The sequence below is a fragment of the Bradyrhizobium guangzhouense genome, from assembly GCF_004114955.1.
Lineage (GTDB): Bacteria > Pseudomonadota > Alphaproteobacteria > Rhizobiales > Xanthobacteraceae > Bradyrhizobium > Bradyrhizobium guangzhouense.
Genome location: NZ_CP030053.1, coordinates 6,345,736 through 6,361,229, shown reverse-complemented (window position 1 = coordinate 6,361,229; position 15,494 = coordinate 6,345,736). Strand labels below are relative to the sequence as shown.

General features: G+C 64.4%; 13 protein-coding genes. 8 read left to right on the top strand and 5 right to left on the bottom strand.

What is annotated here, in order from left to right; all coding sequences use genetic code 11:
• Nucleotides 1–24: 24 nt before the first annotated feature.
• The 4 genes from XH91_RS30330 (at nucleotide 25) to XH91_RS30315 (ending at nucleotide 4,441) form a co-directional block, all read left to right on the top strand.
• Nucleotides 25–1,260, top strand: a complete 1,236-nt coding sequence (locus tag XH91_RS30330) for an FAD-binding protein (protein WP_128954003.1) — start codon at nucleotides 25–27, stop codon at nucleotides 1,258–1,260.
• The gene (glcF, locus tag XH91_RS30325; RefSeq protein WP_128954002.1) at nucleotides 1,257–2,579 is read left to right on the top strand and encodes a glycolate oxidase subunit GlcF; all 1,323 of its coding nucleotides are present in this window, start codon (nucleotides 1,257–1,259) and stop codon (nucleotides 2,577–2,579) included. The genes XH91_RS30330 and glcF overlap by 4 nt, the downstream gene beginning before the upstream one ends.
• Nucleotides 2,580–2,648: 69 nt before the next feature.
• On the top strand, nucleotides 2,649–3,005 hold the full coding sequence (locus tag XH91_RS30320; protein WP_128954001.1) for a histone: 357 nt from the start codon (nucleotides 2,649–2,651) through the stop codon (nucleotides 3,003–3,005).
• Between the two features lie 431 nt (nucleotides 3,006–3,436).
• Nucleotides 3,437–4,441, top strand: coding sequence for a TorF family putative porin (locus XH91_RS30315; RefSeq protein ID WP_164935523.1), 1,005 nt, complete (start codon nucleotides 3,437–3,439; stop codon nucleotides 4,439–4,441).
• A gap of 255 nt (nucleotides 4,442–4,696) precedes the next feature.
• Here the strand turns inward: XH91_RS30315 and XH91_RS30305 are convergent, their stop codons facing one another.
• Nucleotides 4,697–6,460, bottom strand: coding sequence for an ABC transporter ATP-binding protein/permease (locus XH91_RS30305; RefSeq protein ID WP_128953998.1), 1,764 nt, complete (start codon nucleotides 6,458–6,460; stop codon nucleotides 4,697–4,699).
• A 315-nt stretch (nucleotides 6,461–6,775) separates the two neighbouring features.
• On the opposite strand from XH91_RS30305, the gene XH91_RS30300 reads away from it, so the two are divergent.
• Together XH91_RS30300 and XH91_RS30295 are read left to right on the top strand one after the other, a co-directional pair.
• Entirely contained in the window at nucleotides 6,776–8,440 is a 1,665-nt protein-coding gene (locus XH91_RS30300) for an L-lactate permease (protein WP_128953997.1), read from the top strand.
• A gap of 137 nt (nucleotides 8,441–8,577) precedes the next feature.
• Nucleotides 8,578–8,976 carry an META domain-containing protein gene (locus XH91_RS30295; RefSeq protein ID WP_128953996.1) on the top strand — a complete coding sequence of 133 codons (399 nt, stop codon included), beginning with the start codon at nucleotides 8,578–8,580 and terminating at the stop codon, nucleotides 8,974–8,976.
• A gap of 190 nt (nucleotides 8,977–9,166) precedes the next feature.
• Here XH91_RS30295 and XH91_RS30290 read toward each other — a convergent pair whose 3' ends face one another.
• The 3 genes from XH91_RS30290 to XH91_RS30280 all read right to left on the bottom strand — a co-directional run bounded on the left by XH91_RS30290 (nucleotide 9,167) and on the right by XH91_RS30280 (nucleotide 12,554).
• A complete protein-coding gene (locus XH91_RS30290) occupies nucleotides 9,167–10,378 on the bottom strand; it encodes a hypothetical protein (RefSeq protein ID WP_128953995.1) in 1,212 nt (403 codons plus the stop codon).
• A gap of 135 nt (nucleotides 10,379–10,513) precedes the next feature.
• Entirely contained in the window at nucleotides 10,514–12,145 is a 1,632-nt protein-coding gene (groL, locus tag XH91_RS30285; protein WP_128953994.1) for a chaperonin GroEL, read from the bottom strand.
• A gap of 112 nt (nucleotides 12,146–12,257) precedes the next feature.
• Nucleotides 12,258–12,554, bottom strand: a complete 297-nt coding sequence (locus XH91_RS30280; protein ID WP_014491914.1) for a co-chaperone GroES — start codon at nucleotides 12,552–12,554, stop codon at nucleotides 12,258–12,260.
• Nucleotides 12,555–12,872: 318 nt separating this feature from the next.
• On the opposite strand from XH91_RS30280, the gene XH91_RS30275 reads away from it, so the two are divergent.
• Nucleotides 12,873–13,397: a hypothetical protein gene (locus XH91_RS30275; protein WP_164933664.1), complete on the top strand. Its 525-nt coding sequence runs from the start codon at nucleotides 12,873–12,875 to the stop codon at nucleotides 13,395–13,397.
• A 183-nt stretch (nucleotides 13,398–13,580) separates the two neighbouring features.
• Here XH91_RS30275 and XH91_RS30270 read toward each other — a convergent pair whose 3' ends face one another.
• The gene (locus XH91_RS30270) at nucleotides 13,581–14,345 is read right to left on the bottom strand and encodes a protein phosphatase CheZ (RefSeq protein ID WP_128953992.1); all 765 of its coding nucleotides are present in this window, start codon (nucleotides 14,343–14,345) and stop codon (nucleotides 13,581–13,583) included.
• Between the two features lie 316 nt (nucleotides 14,346–14,661).
• Between XH91_RS30270 and XH91_RS30265 the strand changes: the two genes are divergently transcribed.
• Complete coding sequence (locus XH91_RS30265; protein ID WP_128953991.1) at nucleotides 14,662–15,477, top strand: L,D-transpeptidase; 816 nt, start codon at nucleotides 14,662–14,664, stop codon at nucleotides 15,475–15,477.
• The last annotated feature ends 17 nt before the right edge of the window (nucleotides 15,478–15,494 follow it).

The window sequence follows — 15,494 nt, the reverse complement described above, 5'->3', positions numbered from 1 at the left end:
CGAATTTCGCTACCGCCTTTGCCCGTGGATACGCTCAAGGTCAGAGACGCCAAAGACGTCGAAGAGGTGGTGCGCGCGGCGATTGCCAATGAGCAGCCGCTCGAGATCATCGGTCATGGCAGCATGCGCAGCATCGGGCACGCCATGGCGACCAACGCCGTGCTCGACGTCTCCGCGCTGAATGCCGTCACCTCCTACGAGCCGAACGAGTTGATCGTCACGCTCCAGGCCGGCGCGCCGGTCGCCGACGTGCTGTCGCTGATCGACGCCAAGAACCAGCAATTCGCTTTCGAGCCCGTCAACACGGCGCCGCTGCTCGGCACGCCGCTCTCAGGGACCATCGGCGGCATGATCGCGGCCGGTCTCGCCGGCCCGCGCCGGATCAAGGCGGGCGGAGCGCGCGACCATCTGCTCGGGGCGCATGCGGTCTCCGGCTTCGGCGACAGCTTCAAGACCGGCGGCAAGGTGGTGAAGAACGTCACCGGCTATGATCTCTGCAAGCTGCTGGCGGGGTCCTGGGGCACGCTGTCGGTGATGACCGAAGTGACGCTGAAGGTGATGCCGAAGCCGGAAGCGGAGCGGTCGCTGCTGCTGCGCGGGCTCGATGATGCCGCCGCCAACAAGGCGATGACTGCGGCTCTCGGCTCCCCCTACGACGTCTCCGGCGCCGCGCATCTGCCGAAATCGGCGCTCCGGACCCGGACTGACGGGCTTGGCGATATCGCCGGCCAGGGCGAGGCGGTGACCGTGTTGCGGCTCGAGGGCATCGCGGCCTCCGCCAGCCATCGCGCCGGTTCCTTGCGCGAGTTGCTGGCGCCGTTCGGCGCCGCGACCCTGATCGAGGATGCCGCCTCGTCGATGCTGTGGTCCGCCATCCGCGACGTGCTGCCGTTCGCGGCCGGCGGCGCGCTCGGCGACTGGCCGGTGTGGCGCATCGTCTGTCCGCCGGCCTCGGGGGCGGTGCTCGGCGCGCAATTGGCGCGCGAGACCGGCGGCGATGTGATCTACGACTGGGGCGGCGGGCTGATCTGGGCGGCGCTGCCGCCGAAGCCGGATGCGCATGCCCCGTCCGTGCGCCAGCGCGCCGATGCGGTCGGAGGGCACGCCACGCTGATCCGGGCAACCGAGGACGTCAGGCGCGTCGTCGACGTGTTCCACCCGCAAGCGCCGGGCGTTGCCGCCTTGAGCGAACGGGTCCGCGCCAGCTTCGATCCGAAGTCGATCTTGAACCGGGGGCGCTTGAGGCGGGCTACGGCATGAAGACCGAATTCTCACTCGCGCAGCTTGCCGACCCCGACATCGCGGAAGCCGACAAGATCCTGCGCGCCTGCGTCCATTGCGGCTTCTGCACGGCGACTTGCCCGACCTATGTCCTGCTCGGCGACGAGCTCGATAGCCCGCGCGGCCGCATCTACCTGATCAAGGAGATGCTGGAGAAGGACCAGGCGCCGACGTCAGAGGTGGTCAAGCATGTCGACCGCTGCCTGTCGTGCCTGGCCTGCATGACGACCTGCCCGTCCGGGGTGAATTACATGCACCTCGTCGACCAGGCCCGTGTCAGGATCGAGCAGCGCTATCAGCGCCCGCTCGCCGAGCGGCTGCTGCGCCGCCTGCTGGCCTTCGTGCTGCCGGACCCGCAACGGTTTCGCATCAGCATGCGGCTGGCGCAGCTGGCCCGTCCCCTCGCGGTCTTCCTGCCGACCCCGCGGCCATCGGCCACGCCAGGCCTGATCCAGCGCCTCAAGGCGATGCTGGCCCTGGCTCCCGCCCGGCTCCCGGCGCCGGGTGCCCTTCCGGGCAGCGTGTTCGCGGCATCAGGCAAGAAGCGTGGCCGGGTCGCGCTGCTGCAGGGCTGCGCCCAGCAGGTGCTGGCGCCGCGCATCAACCAGGCTGCCATCAGCCTTCTCACCCGCCACGGCATCGAGGTCGTGCTGGTCAAGGACGAGCAATGCTGCGGCGCGCTGACCCATCACCTCGGCCGCGACGATGATGCGCTGGTGCGCGCCCGCGCCAATGTCGCAGCGTGGCACAAGGAGGTCGCCGGCGAAGGGCTCGACGCCATCCTGGTGACGACGTCAGGCTGCGGCACCGTCATCAAGGACTACGGCTATCTGTTGCGCGAGGACGCTGTCTTTGCGGCCGACGCGGCGAAGGTGTCCGCGCTTGCAAAGGACATCACCGAATATGTCGCTGGTCTCGGTCTCGCACCGAGCACGCAACAGGACAACATCGTCGTCGCCTATCACTCCGCATGTTCGTTGCAGCACGGACAGAAAATCACGGGCCTTCCGAAAGAATTGCTTTCCAAGAATGGATTCGTGGTGAAAGATGTGCCGGAGAGCCATTTGTGTTGCGGTTCGGCGGGGACTTACAACATTCTCCAGCCCGAGCTTGCGGGCCGGTTGCGTGATCGCAAGGTCGCCAACATCGCAAGCGTCAAGCCGGACATGATTGCCGCAGGCAATATCGGCTGCATGGTGCAGATTGCCAGTGGCACGTCAGTTCCGGTCGTACACACGATTGAGCTTCTCGATTGGGCTACGGGCGGGTCGCGGCCGGCATTGAATGCGTCGAGCTGAGCCTTCGTCCCGCGGTGACGGCTGAAGGCGCCCGATCGACCATTGTTCGGCGGCAACAGGAGGACCACGATGGCGAAAGCGAGCAAGAAGAAAAGCAAGAAGGCTAAAAAGGCCAAGAAGGTTGTAGCGGCGAAGAAGGCGACGAAGAAGAAGTCCGCCAAGAAGTCGGCCAAGAAGGCAGCGAAGAAATCGGCCAAGAAGGCCGCACCGAAGAAGACAGCCAAGAAGGCCGCTGCCAAGAAGGCGGCGCCGAAGAAGGCCGCCAAGAAGACTGCAAAGAGAGCGGCACCGAAGAAGGCGAAGGCAGCTCCCGCGCCGAAGCCGGCGGCCCCGGTAGCCACGCCGGCCCCGGAGCCTGCCGCTGAGACAAGCTGGGCGATGCCTTCGTCTTCTGCGGAACCGACGCCGGCTGAAGGGCAGGGTTAGGCCCAAGGGTTAGGGCAAAGGCCAGATCCACCGGACCAGGCCTCCCCTCGGACGAGCGATCGACAACAGGAAGGCCGCAGTGGCGACGCTGCGGCCTTTTTGCATCTCTGTCGCGGGCTGCTGGAGGTTGCCCGTTTTCGAGTCGCCTGATTCGTAGCGCGCGCGCCACGGGGCCTCGGTCCTCCGTAGTATCCCGGCCACCCCTGTGCACTTTGGCGTGAAAATAATGTGATCAAGAAGCAACACCGGCTGACAACCTTTCGTGGAATCGTCAGAACGCCCAAAAAGTCGGCAAATGCTCGTGTTTTTTGCTTCTCGCTTTGCGTCCCTCCATCCAGATTGCCTCAGTTACGAAATTTTCAATCAGGTCGGGTGCCCCGGGGGGCTTCCGGAGCTCGACCGGGGTCTAGAACTTGGTGATGGGGATCGAAATGAAGAAAGTGGCTTTGTTGGCAACGGCGCTGGCAATGGTGACGGGTTCGGCTTTCGCGGCAGACATGCCCTTGAAGGCTATGAAGGCGCCTCCCGTGCCCGCGTTCGATCCCTGGGATGTCGCCTTCGGCGGCGCGATCATGAACGACTACATCTTCCGCGGCGTGACCCAGTCGAACCACAAGCCGTCGGTCGCGGCCTATTTCGAGCCGCGCTATAACGTCACCAAGGACCTCCAGCTCTACGTCGGCGTGTCCGGTGAGAGCATCTCGTTCGCCAACCGCGCCGCAGCCGAGATCGACATCTACGGCGGTATCCGCCCGACCTTCGGCGCCTGGGCGTTCGACATCGGCGTGTGGGGCTACCTGTATCCGGGCGGAAGCTGCGCCGACAACGTGCTCACCGGCGGCGTCCCCGGCGGCGGTGTCTGCCCCGTCAGCACCACGACCATCTTCCTCGCCGACGGCAACGTCATGAAGAAGGACGTCAGCTTCTTCGAAGTCTACGGCAAGGTGAACTACACCATCAACGACAGCTTCACGGTTGGCGCGACCGAGTTCTACTCGCCGAACTTCCTGAACTCGGGTGCTTGGGGCAACTATGCGTCGTTGACCGCGAAGTACACGGCGCCCAGCACGCTGTTCGGTGCTTCCGGCGTCGGCATGTACGCGTCGGGTGAATTCGGCCGGCAGTGGTTCGGCACCTCGGATGCCTTCTACGGCACCGGTGCCGGCACCGTCTTCGCCAACGGCATTCCCTACAAGGACTACAACACCTGGAATATCGGCATCGGCTTCACCTACAAGGTGTTCACGCTCGATCTGCGTTACTCCGACACCGACCTGAACAAGGGTGATTGCAACGCCTTCACCAGCGCCTTCAACGCCACCGGCACCACCAACGTCACCCCGATCAACCCGGGCGGCGCGGGCTCCAACTGGTGCGGCGCGGCCGGCATTGCCAAGCTGTCCTTCGACCTGACCGCGATGAGCAACCTGAAGTAAGTTTGTCCCGAGACTGACTGACAAGGGCGGCAGAGCAATCTGCCGCCCTTTTGTTTTGGGGTGGATGTGCCAGCGATAGAACCGCGCCAGGGCGCCACACTCCGTCATTGCGAGCGCGGCGAAGCAATCCAGAATCCCTCCGCGGAAAGACTCCGGATTGCTACGCTACGCTCGCAATGACGCGGAAGGATCCGAGGGCGCAAGCCGCTCCTGTCCCTTGGATGCGACCACCTGCGCGCGGCTAGCTAGCGTCCCTCAGCGCGCCGTGCTCGGCTCCGGTTCGACCGGAGCGCCGTCCTTGCCCAGCACATGGACCGCGCCGTCCTTGACCATCGCCACCTTGCGGGTGTGGAAGGCATCGAGCGTCGAGCGATGGCCGATCGAGACGATGGTGGCCTGCGGCAGTTTCTCTGCCAGCAGCCGGTAGAGGCGAGCCTCCGACGGTTCGTCGAGCGAGGCGGTGGCCTCGTCCAGGAACAGATAGTCCGGCACATGCAGCAGCGCGCGGGCGAGCCCCAGGCGCTGCTGCTCGCCGAGCGACAGCATCCGGTTCCAGTGCCCATCCTCGCCGAGCCGATCGGCGAGGTCGGGCAGGCCAACTGCTATGACCGCGTCCCGGATCTGACTTGCCTGGAACGCGCCGGGTGCTGCCGGATAGATCACGGCATCACCGAGCGCGCCGACCGGGAAATAGGGGCGTTGCGGCAGCATCATCAGCTTCGCCTGGGCGGGGACGACGATGCTGCCGGTGCCGAACGGCCAGATGCCGGCAATCGCCCGGAACAGCGTCGACTTGCCGGAGCCCGACGGCCCGGTCACGAGCACGCGCTCCGGCGTCTGGATGGCGAAGCCGTCGGCCGCGACCAGCGGCTTGCCGTTGGGCAGATACACGCAGAGCTTCTCGAGGCCGATATTGCGGCTGCCGCCGGCCGCCTTGAGTTCGATCGTGGCCTGATGCGCCGGCAGGTTTGCCGCGCTGTCGACCGACATCTCGAAGCCGTCGAGACGCGCGACGATCGCCCGCCATTCGGCGATCGAACGATAGGCCGAGACGAAGAAGGACAGTGCATCCTGCACGCTGCCGAAAGCCGAGCCGGTCTGCATCATGTCGCCGAGCTGAATGCTCTTGGCGAAGTAAGCCGGAGCCACCACCACATAAGGAAAGATCACCGCTGCCTGACTGTAGCTCGCCGTGAAAGCGGTCAGGCGCTTGGTCCGTCCCATGATCGCATACCAATTGCCGATCACGAAGCCGAAGCGGTCCAGCAGGCGGCCGCGCTCGGCACCTTCGCCCTTCAGCAGCGCGATTTGCTCGGAGTTTTCGCGGACGCGAACCAGATTGAAGCGGAAATCGGCCTCAAAGCGCTGCTGCTCGAAATTGAGGTTGATGAGCGGCGCGCCGATCCAGTGCGTCAGCGCCGTACCCAGCACCGCGTACAGCAGCGCGCACCAAAACAGAAAACCGGGGATGACGATATCGGTGCCGTAAAGGTGCAGTGGTGCCTTGTTGGACAGACCCCACAGGATCACGACGAACGAGGCCAGCGTCACGACGGACGAAAGCAGGCCCAACCCGATCACCAGCGTTTGCTCGACGAAATTCTTGACGTCCTCGGTGATGCGCTGGTCCGGGTTGTCGGCGGCGTCACCCGTGAGCTGCATGCGATAGTGCGTGGCCTCGTCGAGCCATTCGCCGAGATAGTGCCTGGTCAGCCATTGCCGCCAGCGGATCTGCAGCCACTGGTTCAGATAGAGTTTGTAGACGGCGAGCGCGATGAAGACGGACGCGAGGCCGAGGAATATCCAGATCTCCGTGACGAACCGGGCGAGATTGTATTCCTGGATGGCCGTGAAAAACCGGTTCTGCCACTGGCTGACGAGGACGTTGATCGCGACCAGCGCCAGCTCCATCGCAACGACTGCGGCGAGCAGGCCGCGACCGGCCCATTTGTCCTCCGATCGGAAATAGGGGATGGCGATTCGCCAGACGATCGCGAGCGTGGCGCGGATGTTGTTCACCGAGGGAGATCTCCTGAGGGGATATTCACAGTGGTCCCGAAGCCAAGTGGCTGAGGCCATGGCAGAAAAGGGGCGCGCTTAGACTAAAGTCGCAAGTTCTGCAATTTGCGTTGGCGAGCCACAGCTTGCAACCCTAGCATGGGCATAACGGCGTGGGGTGGGGACCTCCCGATTTTCGCGAGCTTGTGAGCAGGTGGGAACCGCTGCTTTCGCGAGGAATTCGCGTCCATCTCGGGGGTTATCGCTTGCAACGTCAAGCAGGCCTGGCCGTCCACGCGGGCCACCTGCCGCAAACAGGCGTGGGGGAGGAAGACCATGTGGAATCAAATCTATGATCCGTTGCACAGCCCCGTGCTGTCGACGATCGCGGCGGCTGTACCCGTCGTCACGCTGCTGGTCCTGATCGCGAGCGGGCGCGTTCAGGCTCACATTGCGGCCATCATCGCCGTGATCGTGACCAATTTGATCACGATCTTCGTGTTCACGATGCCGGTGAACATGTCGATCCGCGCCTCGATCCTCGGCATCGTGACCGGCTTCTTCCCGATCGGCTGGATCGTTCTCAACGTCATCTTCCTCTACCAGGTGACGGTGACCACCGGTCGCTTCGAGTTGCTCAAGCGCGCGGTCGGCGGCGTCACCGAGGACCGGCGGCTGCAATTGCTGCTGATCGCATTTTCGTTCGGCGCATTCTTCGAAGGCGCCTCTGGCTTCGGCACGCCGGTGGCGATCACCGGTGCGGTGCTGATCGGTCTCGGCTTCTCGCCGCTTGCGGCCTCCGGCCTCTCGCTGATCGCCAACACCGCGCCCGTCGCCTTCGGCGCGCTGGGCACGCCGATCCAGGGCCTTGCCTCGGTCACCGGGCTTGATCCCTACATTCTCGGCGCGATGGTTGGGCGGCAGCTGCCGCTGTTTTCGCTGATCGTGCCGTTCTGGGTGGTGTGGGCGTTCGCGGGCTGGAGAGGCATGAAGGACGTCTGGCCGGCGATCCTCGTCACCGGCGTGTCGTTCGCGGTCCCCCAATTCGTGATCTCGAACTTCGTCAATCCCTGGATCGTCGACATCGGCGCCTCGCTGATCTCGATGGGCGCGCTGATCCTGTTCCTGAAGGTCTGGCAGCCGAGGCAGCTCTGGCTGTCGCCGGCACTGCGCGGACATGATGAATCGGCGGCGACCATGGCGACGACGAAGCCACTCGACAAGACGCCGCTGACACAGAGCGAACTGTTCAGCGCCTTGTTGCCGTGGATCATCGTCTGCGTCGTGATGCTGATCTGGGGCAATGGTGCCTTCAAGACCTGGGCGAACGGGATCTTCACCTGGAATTATGCCGTTCCCGAGCTGCACCAGATGATCAACAAGATGCCGCCGGTTGCCCCTGCGCCGACCAAGGAAGCGGCGGTGTTCGGCTTCACCTACCTGTCCTTCACGGGTACCGGCATGTTGATCGCGGCGATCATCTCCGGCTTCCTGATGGGGGTCGGTCCTGTCAGGCTGCTGGTGGAATACGGACGTACCATCCGGCTCTGCGCGATCTCGCTGATCACGATCTCGGCGATGCTCGCGATCGGCACGCTGACGCGCCTCTCCGGCGTCGATGCGACGCTCGGTCTCGCCTTTGCTGCGACCGGCGTGCTCTATCCCTTCTTCGGCACGCTGCTCGGCTGGCTCGGCGTGGCGCTGACGGGATCGGATACGTCGTCGAACATCCTGTTCGGCAACCTCCAGAAGATCACCTCGCAGCAGCTCGGCCTGTCGCCGATCCTGATGGCGGCGGCGAACTCGTCCGGCGGCGTGATGGGCAAGATGATCGACGCGCAATCGATCGTCGTCGCCTCCACGGCGACCAACTGGTACGGCCACGAAGGCACCATCCTGCGCTTCGTGTTCTGGCACTCGATCGTGCTGGCCTGCCTCGTCGGTGTGTTCGTGACGTTGCAGGCCTATGTCTATCCGTTCACGGAGCTCGTCCTGAAGTAGCAGCGACGGTTCGGCTTCGATACAAAATCCCCGCGGGATCGTCCCGCGGGGATCTTTGTGTCCTGGGCCGACGAACCTTCTCAAAGGCTTTGCCGTCTTATAGAAGACCCCGAAAATCTGTTCGGTCGAGAGGTGTTATGGTGTCGTTGAAGCAGATGGGATGTGCCGCGGCTGCGTTGCTTGCGATGTCCGTCGTCGCGCGGGCCGAAGAGGGCTTTCCCTTCGGCACCGAAATGACGCTGGAAGCCGTACCGCAACCCGGCTCGAAGCGGATTCCGAACATCGAGATCGGTGACAATGGCGAGGTCGTGCTCGAGCTCTGGTGCAAAGGCGGCAAGGGCCAGTTCTCGGTGGCCGCCAATACGGTGATCTTCGTCCCCGGCGCAATTCAGGATCGCTCCTGCCCTCCGGCAAAAGCCCAGGCCGACGACGATCTCGTCGCAGCGCTCGCCGCCGTCGAGACCTGGAAGCGCCAGGGTGAGGTGCTCACGCTGATCGGCCCGAAGACGCTGCGCTTCCGCGAAAACGGGAATTAACCCCCTCCGTCATGCCCCGCGACCCGGCTACGCCAAGGCTTCGCCGAGGTGGCGGTCCAGGGGCGCCGAAGCTTTAGCGAAGGCGGCAGGCGGGGCATCCAGTACGCCGCAGCCCATCGGTTCAACCACAGCCGTCTCGGAGTACTGGATCGCCCGCTTCGCGGGCGATGACAGCGAGTTGTGTGTGCTTCTACTTCCACACCGACTTGTCGGCGTCCCAACGCTGGCCCTTCAGCTCCTTGGTGAGCGCATCGACCGAACCGTCGTCGTCGGGCTGGTCGCCTTCCTCGTCGGCCGGGGCCTCGTCCGACACATTGAGCTTGGCGCCGGTGCTCTCGTCGGCGGTCGTGGTCGAGGGGCTGCCGATCCAGAGGATCAGCTTGTCCGATGTCCCCGGCTTATCGGTGGAGACGAGGCCCGCAACTTCGATCGTGTCGGTGAGCTCGAGCGCGGGAAAATCCTGGTTCGGCCGCTTGAACACCAGCTTGAGCTTGCCGGTTGAGGGGCTGAAGCTCTGCGTAACAGGCTTTGCCGCGAGCGTCTTGCTGAGCACGCCGGCGATTGCGCCTGCGAGCTTGTCGCGGTTGATCTTGTCGCCGTCGCGCCAGTCGGCGGCGGCAATGCGGATGGTGCGGTCCATTTCCACCAGTCCGGCGGTCCAGCCGGCGGCGGTGACACCAGGCATCGCCTTGAACTTTGCCAGCAGCGCGGCCGCTCGCTCCGGATCGACCGACATGTTGATGGTCTGCTCGCCGGCGCGCAGCGCGTCGCAGCCGACGGTCAGGCTTGCCAGCGTCACCTCGACATCCTGGCCCTTGAGGCTCTTGAGGAAGTCGGTCGCGGCATCGAGCTTGACCTTGACCGCGATCGCCTCCGGCGAGACTTCGGTGAAATCCTTCGGCTGCGGCGTGATGCCGTCGTCGGTGGTCTGGTTGTCGAGAAATTCCTTCTCGCTGAGATCGGCATTATCGGGCGAGGTGACCTCGGTCACGGCCTGGCCGATGCCGATCTGGCCGCGGAACTCGAAGGTGTCGCCGGTGGGCTTGCGCGTGAGCTTGACCGTGACAGGCGCCTTCGCGCCGAGGCTCGTGGTCGTGCCGGTCAAGGTCTGGCCGGAAACCTGGAGATTGACGACGAAGCGGTCCTTGCGATCGGAATTCTTCGCCACGGGATAGCAGACGTCGAGTGTGGCCGCGGTGACCGTCTTGCCCTGCCGCGTCTCCTTCAGGATCACGTCGGCGTTGCCGTCCATCAGCCCGTCGATCGAGGTGAAATAGCGCGTCTCGGTGCCGCCGGGCGCCGCGGCCTTCGGCGACAGCTTCATCTGGGCTGAAGCGGAATACGGCGAGCCGGCGAGCAGAGCCGCCAAAACAATTGTCGGGCAAACCAGAAGCGCGCGCATCGACGAAATCCTCAAACGATCGAATCGGCGCCACCGTAGTGGGTTTTGTCCGCCGGTTGAAGCGCAGGCCAGTCTCGACAAAAAAGAAGGCCGCCCGGAGGCGGCCTTCGCAATCGTGTCAGGGGGGGGATGGGCTCAGAAACCGCCCATGCCGCCGCCGGCCGGCATGGCGGGCGGGGCTTCCTTCTTCGGCGTCTCGGCGACCATGGCTTCGGTGGTCACCAAGAGGCCGGCCACGGAGGAGGCGTCCTGCAGCGCGGTGCGCACCACCTTGGCAGGATCGATGATGCCCTTCTCGATCATGTCGACATAGTCCTCGGTCTGGGCGTCGAAGCCGAAGGTCTCGGACTTGTTCTCCAGGATCTTGCCGACCACGATCGAGCCCTCGACGCCGGCATTCTCCGAGATCTGGCGGATCGGAGCTTCCAGCGCCTTCAGCACGATGTTGATGCCGGCCTGCACGTCGGCATTGGCGTTGGTGAGACGGCCGACCGCCTTCTTGGCGCGCAGCAGCGTCACGCCGCCGCCGGGGACGATGCCTTCCTGCACCGCGGCGCGGGTGGCGTTGAGCGCGTCCTCGACGCGGTCCTTCTTCTCCTTGACCTCGATCTCGGTCGCGCCGCCGACGCGGATCACCGCGACGCCGCCGGCGAGCTTGGCCAGGCGCTCCTGGAGCTTCTCACGGTCGTAGTCCGAGGTGGTCTCCTCGATCTGGGCCTTGATCTGGCCGACGCGGGCCTCGATGTCGGGCTTCTTGCCGGCGCCCTTGACGATCGTGGTGTTCTCCTTGTCGATCACCACCTTGCCGGCGCGGCCCAGCATCTTCACCGTGACGTTCTCGAGCTTCATGCCGAGATCTTCGGAGATCAGCTGGCCGCCGGTGAGGATCGCGAGGTCTTCCAGCATCGCCTTGCGGCGATCACCGAAGCCCGGCGCCTTGACGGCGGCGACCTTGAGGCCGCCACGCAGGCGGTTGACGACCAGGGTCGCCAGCGCCTCGCCCTCGACGTCCTCGGCGATGATGACGAGCGGCTTGCCCGACTGCACCACTGCTTCCAGCACCGGCAGCATGGCCTGCAGGCCGGAGAGCTTCTTCTCGTGCAGGAGGATGTAGGCGTCCTCGAGCTCGGCGGTCATCTTCTCGGGGTTGGTGACGAAGTACGGGCTGAGATAGCCGCGGTCGAACTTCATGCCCTCGACGATGTCGACTTCGGTGTCGAGCGACTTGTTCTCCTCGACGGTGATGACGCCCTCGTTGCCGACCTTCTGCATCGCCTGCGCGATCATCTTGCCGATGGCCGAATCGCCGTTGGCCGATATGGTGCCGACCTGGGCGACCTCGGAGGAGGCGGCAACGGGCTTGGCGCGCTTCTCGATGTCCTTGACGACGGCATGGACCGCAGTGTCGATGCCGCGCTTGAGGTCCATCGGGTTCATGCCGGCGGCGACCGCCTTGGCGCCTTCGCGCACGATGGCCTGGGCCAGCACGGTCGCGGTGGTGGTGCCGTCGCCGGCGAGGTCGTTGGTCTTGGAGGCGACCTCACGCACCATCTGGGCGCCCATGTTCTCGAACTTGTCCTCGAGCTCGATCTCCTTGGCGACGGTGACGCCGTCCTTGGTGATGCGGGGCGCGCCGAACGACTTCTCGATGACGACGTTGCGGCCCTTCGGGCCGAGCGTCACCTTGACCGCGTTGGCGAGAATGTCGACGCCGCGCAGCATGCGATCGCGCGCGTCTCCGGAAAACTTGACGTCCTTGGCAGCCATTGTCTGCAATCCCTGTTATGTCGTGTTGTGTCTGGTGATCTCTGGCGGAATGATGGATGCCCGGACCTGACGATCCGGGCATGACATTCAGCGGCCGTTCAGGCTGACGGCCTTAGGCCATCACGCCCATGATGTCCGACTCCTTCATGATCAGGAGCTCTTCATTGTCGATCTTGACCTCGGTGCCAGACCACTTGCCGAACAGCACGCGGTCGCCGACCTTGAGGTCGATCGGGATCAGCTTGCCAGCCTCGTCGCGGCCGCCGGGGCCGACGGCGACGACCTCGCCCTGGGACGGCTTTTCCTTGGCGGTGTCGGGAATGATGATGCCGCCCTTGGTCTTTTCCTCGGCGTCGATACGTTTGACCACGACACGGTCATGCAGCGGACGAAATTTGGACTTAGCCATGACGTTTCCCTTTGGAGGCTCGCTTCTCGATAAGCAGCGGAAGTGGGTGGGGGCGGCGCTGCCGTTGCCCCTCTTGCCGAGGGGCGAGCGGCGCGCTTAGCAATCGGTCTTTCCGAGTGCTAATAGTGCGCAGGGGATATGGCTTGGCTGCGATCCTGTCAAGCAAAGGTGGTTAAGCGATTGGTGAGGCGGATATAGGATGGTGGCATTGGAAACTCGTTCGGGTGACAGGCGTATCTTAGGACGTCATTGCCCTGGCTACGGTTTTGCGCTTGGCTGCGGGACGGATGCGGCCATGGTTTTGTTCGGGGGAATGCCATGATCAGTTCAGCTCACGCACGCACGCTTGCCAACCTGGCGGGGGCCTGTTGCCTGGCGCTGCTGCTGGGTGCCTGCGGCGGCGGCGGCCTCAGCCTGCCGTCCTTCTCCTCGTCCCAGCCGGCGCCCGAGGCCGAGCCCGGCGTCGCGCCGGAAATGCCGGCCTCGATCCGCGCCGACGAGATCGTCGGCCGCTGGGGCCTCGCCTCGTTCCAGAACCCGGCCGACCGTGCCCGCACCGAGGCAGCCGCAAGGGCCCAGTGCAAGAACCCCTACGTGATCGGCGCCGGTTCCTCCGGCGGAGTGATCATGCATCTGGCCGACCAGGCGACGCCGCAGGAGCTGCGGCTGAAGGGCTCGCCGACCGGCAAGAACTATATCGGCCCGTCCGGCCCGACGCCCGGCGAGCAGGACCGCGAGATCGTCTCCTTCGACGGCCGCGTGATGATCACCCGCTTCGTCGACAAGGACGCCGCCACCCGCTACGGCAACATGGTCTACGTCCGCTGCGGACCGAAGGCCTAGTCTCTAACCTCCGTCATGCCCCGGCTTGACCGGGACATCCGGTACGCCGCGGCTTCTCGGCTCTATTACAACCGTCTCTGGAATACAGGATCGTCCGCCTTCGGACGATGACAGTGGGGGCGCCAAAAACAAAAAACGCCGGCCCGAGGGCCGGCGTTTTGTTTTTCTGCTTGTCGCGTCCGCTTAGTCGAACAGCGCGTCGATGTCGTCCTGCGAGGCGTGGCCGACGTCGCCGGCGAGCTTCGGGCCGTTGAGGAGCTTGTCGTCCTCGCTGCGGGTGTCGACATGCGCGGGCACGTGAGCCTTGATCGCGTCGACGCCGCCCCAGATCTCCATCATCGCATTGATATGCTGCTCGATGAACTTCATCGTGGACATGACCTTGCTGATGCGCTGGCCGGTCAGGTCCTGGAAGTTGCAGGCCTCGAAGATCGAGATGACGCGTTCCTGGATGTCGTCGGCGAGGCGCTTCTGCTGGTCGGCCGATTGCACCTTGGACATCGCGCTGGCCGCCTGGTCGATCGATTCTGCGGCTTCGAGAATTTGCTGGGTCGCCTGTTCGGTTCCGCCGACCACCGCGCCGAGCTCACCATTGACCTTGGCCATCTCGCCGCCGTCGAAGCTCTTGCCGTGCAGGGTTGCGATCTCGCGCTTGGTGCGGTCGATGGCGTCGTGGATGAGGTCGAGCTCGACCTTCAGCTTCTCGCACTGCTCGATCTGGGCCCGATAGGTTTCCAGCAGCGCGCGCGTATCGGCAACTTCCTGTGCCACGACGGCGTCGCTCGGCGGCAGCGCGGCCTGGCTGCTTCGTGCCATCTGGGCGCGGATCGCGCGCAGCTCCGCCATGATTTCGCTATGCATCGGGCCTGCCTCTTCAGTCACGTCCAGAATCGGCATCTCGCCACCGGTGATATCTTCGACACGAAAACGCTTGCGGTGAACAGCCATCAGGATACTCCCCCCACCTCACTCACGCGTCTTTGTAGACAGAAGCGATTTAACACGAGGTTCACGTCCGGAACTGTTGTGCGGCCGCGCGCGACGCCACGCAAACACACGATTAACCATGCGCCTGTGTCCTTCATCGAAAATAAACGCTGATCGACAAATTGGCGCATCATGCGCGACGTGGTGAATCGAAACGCCTGATCTGTTTACCAAACGCAACGGAGTTTGCTCTTTATTGACCACGTCGAGGACGCGAAAGATCAGCCAGCGCGTTCGGCGGCGAATGCAACTAGACGAAACAGTACAGAGTACGTCGATGTTCAAGAAAATGTCTGTCGCGCTGCTCGGCAGCGCATGCGCCTTCATTGTCGGCGCTACCAGCGCGAGCGCCTTCGACAATACCGTGCCGAACGATCCGCCCGCGGTGCTCTACCAGCCGCAAATTGCCCCCGCGCCGGTGCGCGTCGCCTCCAATGCCAATATGGGCGGCGGCTTCATCGAGTTCCTGTTCGGCGACGGGCCCGGCCGTGGTCCGGCCTATGCGCCGGAGCAGCCGGTCTATCAGCAGCAGCCGGCTTACGCCGATCCGCGTCGCATGCCGCCGATGGGCGAGCCGCAGATGCAGGGCGGCTATCAGCAAGGCGCGAGCTACCAGCAGGAAGCGGTCGATCCGCGGCAGCGTCCGTTCGATCCGAAATTCGAGAAACAGCTTGTTGACTATAGCGGCAAGGAAAGCGCCGGCACCATCGTGGTCGATTCCAACAACAAGTTCCTCTACCTCGTCGAGGGAAACGGCCGCGCGCTGCGCTACGGCATCGGCGTCGGGCGCGAAGGCTTCACCTGGAGCGGCGTGAAGTCGATCACCGCCAAGCGCGAATGGCCGGATTGGACGCCGCCGGCGGAAATGATCGCCCGCCGTCCCGATCTGCCCAGGCACATGGAAGGTGGTCCGGAAAACCCGCTCGGCGCACGCGCGATGTATCTCGGCTCCACGCTCTATCGCATCCACGGCTCCAACGAGCCCTGGACCATCGGCACCAACGTCTCCTCCGGCTGCATCCGCATGCGCAACGAGGACGTCATCGACCTCTATGGCCGCGTCAATGTCGGCACCAAGGTCGTGGTGATGTGATGTTCTGATGCTCGACA

Bases quoted from the DNA above. Each gene is read 5' to 3' on its own strand.
- XH91_RS30280 (WP_014491914.1), bottom strand. From the start codon at position 12,554: ATGGCTAAGTCCAAATTTCGTCCGCTGCATGACCGTGTCGTGGTCAAA.
- XH91_RS30275 (WP_164933664.1), top strand. From the start codon at position 12,873: ATGATCAGTTCAGCTCACGCACGCACGCTTGCCAACCTGGCGGGGGCC.
- XH91_RS30295 (WP_128953996.1), top strand. From the start codon at position 8,578: ATGGTGTCGTTGAAGCAGATGGGATGTGCCGCGGCTGCGTTGCTTGCG.
- XH91_RS30265 (WP_128953991.1), top strand. From the start codon at position 14,662: ATGTTCAAGAAAATGTCTGTCGCGCTGCTCGGCAGCGCATGCGCCTTC.
- glcF (WP_128954002.1), top strand. From the start codon at position 1,257: ATGAAGACCGAATTCTCACTCGCGCAGCTTGCCGACCCCGACATCGCG.
- XH91_RS30290 (WP_128953995.1), bottom strand. From the start codon at position 10,378: ATGCGCGCGCTTCTGGTTTGCCCGACAATTGTTTTGGCGGCTCTGCTC.
- XH91_RS30270 (WP_128953992.1), bottom strand. From the start codon at position 14,345: ATGGCTGTTCACCGCAAGCGTTTTCGTGTCGAAGATATCACCGGTGGC.
- XH91_RS30300 (WP_128953997.1), top strand. From the start codon at position 6,776: ATGTGGAATCAAATCTATGATCCGTTGCACAGCCCCGTGCTGTCGACG.
- groL (WP_128953994.1), bottom strand. From the start codon at position 12,145: ATGGCTGCCAAGGACGTCAAGTTTTCCGGAGACGCGCGCGATCGCATG.
- XH91_RS30315 (WP_164935523.1), top strand. From the start codon at position 3,437: ATGAAGAAAGTGGCTTTGTTGGCAACGGCGCTGGCAATGGTGACGGGT.
- XH91_RS30320 (WP_128954001.1), top strand. From the start codon at position 2,649: ATGGCGAAAGCGAGCAAGAAGAAAAGCAAGAAGGCTAAAAAGGCCAAG.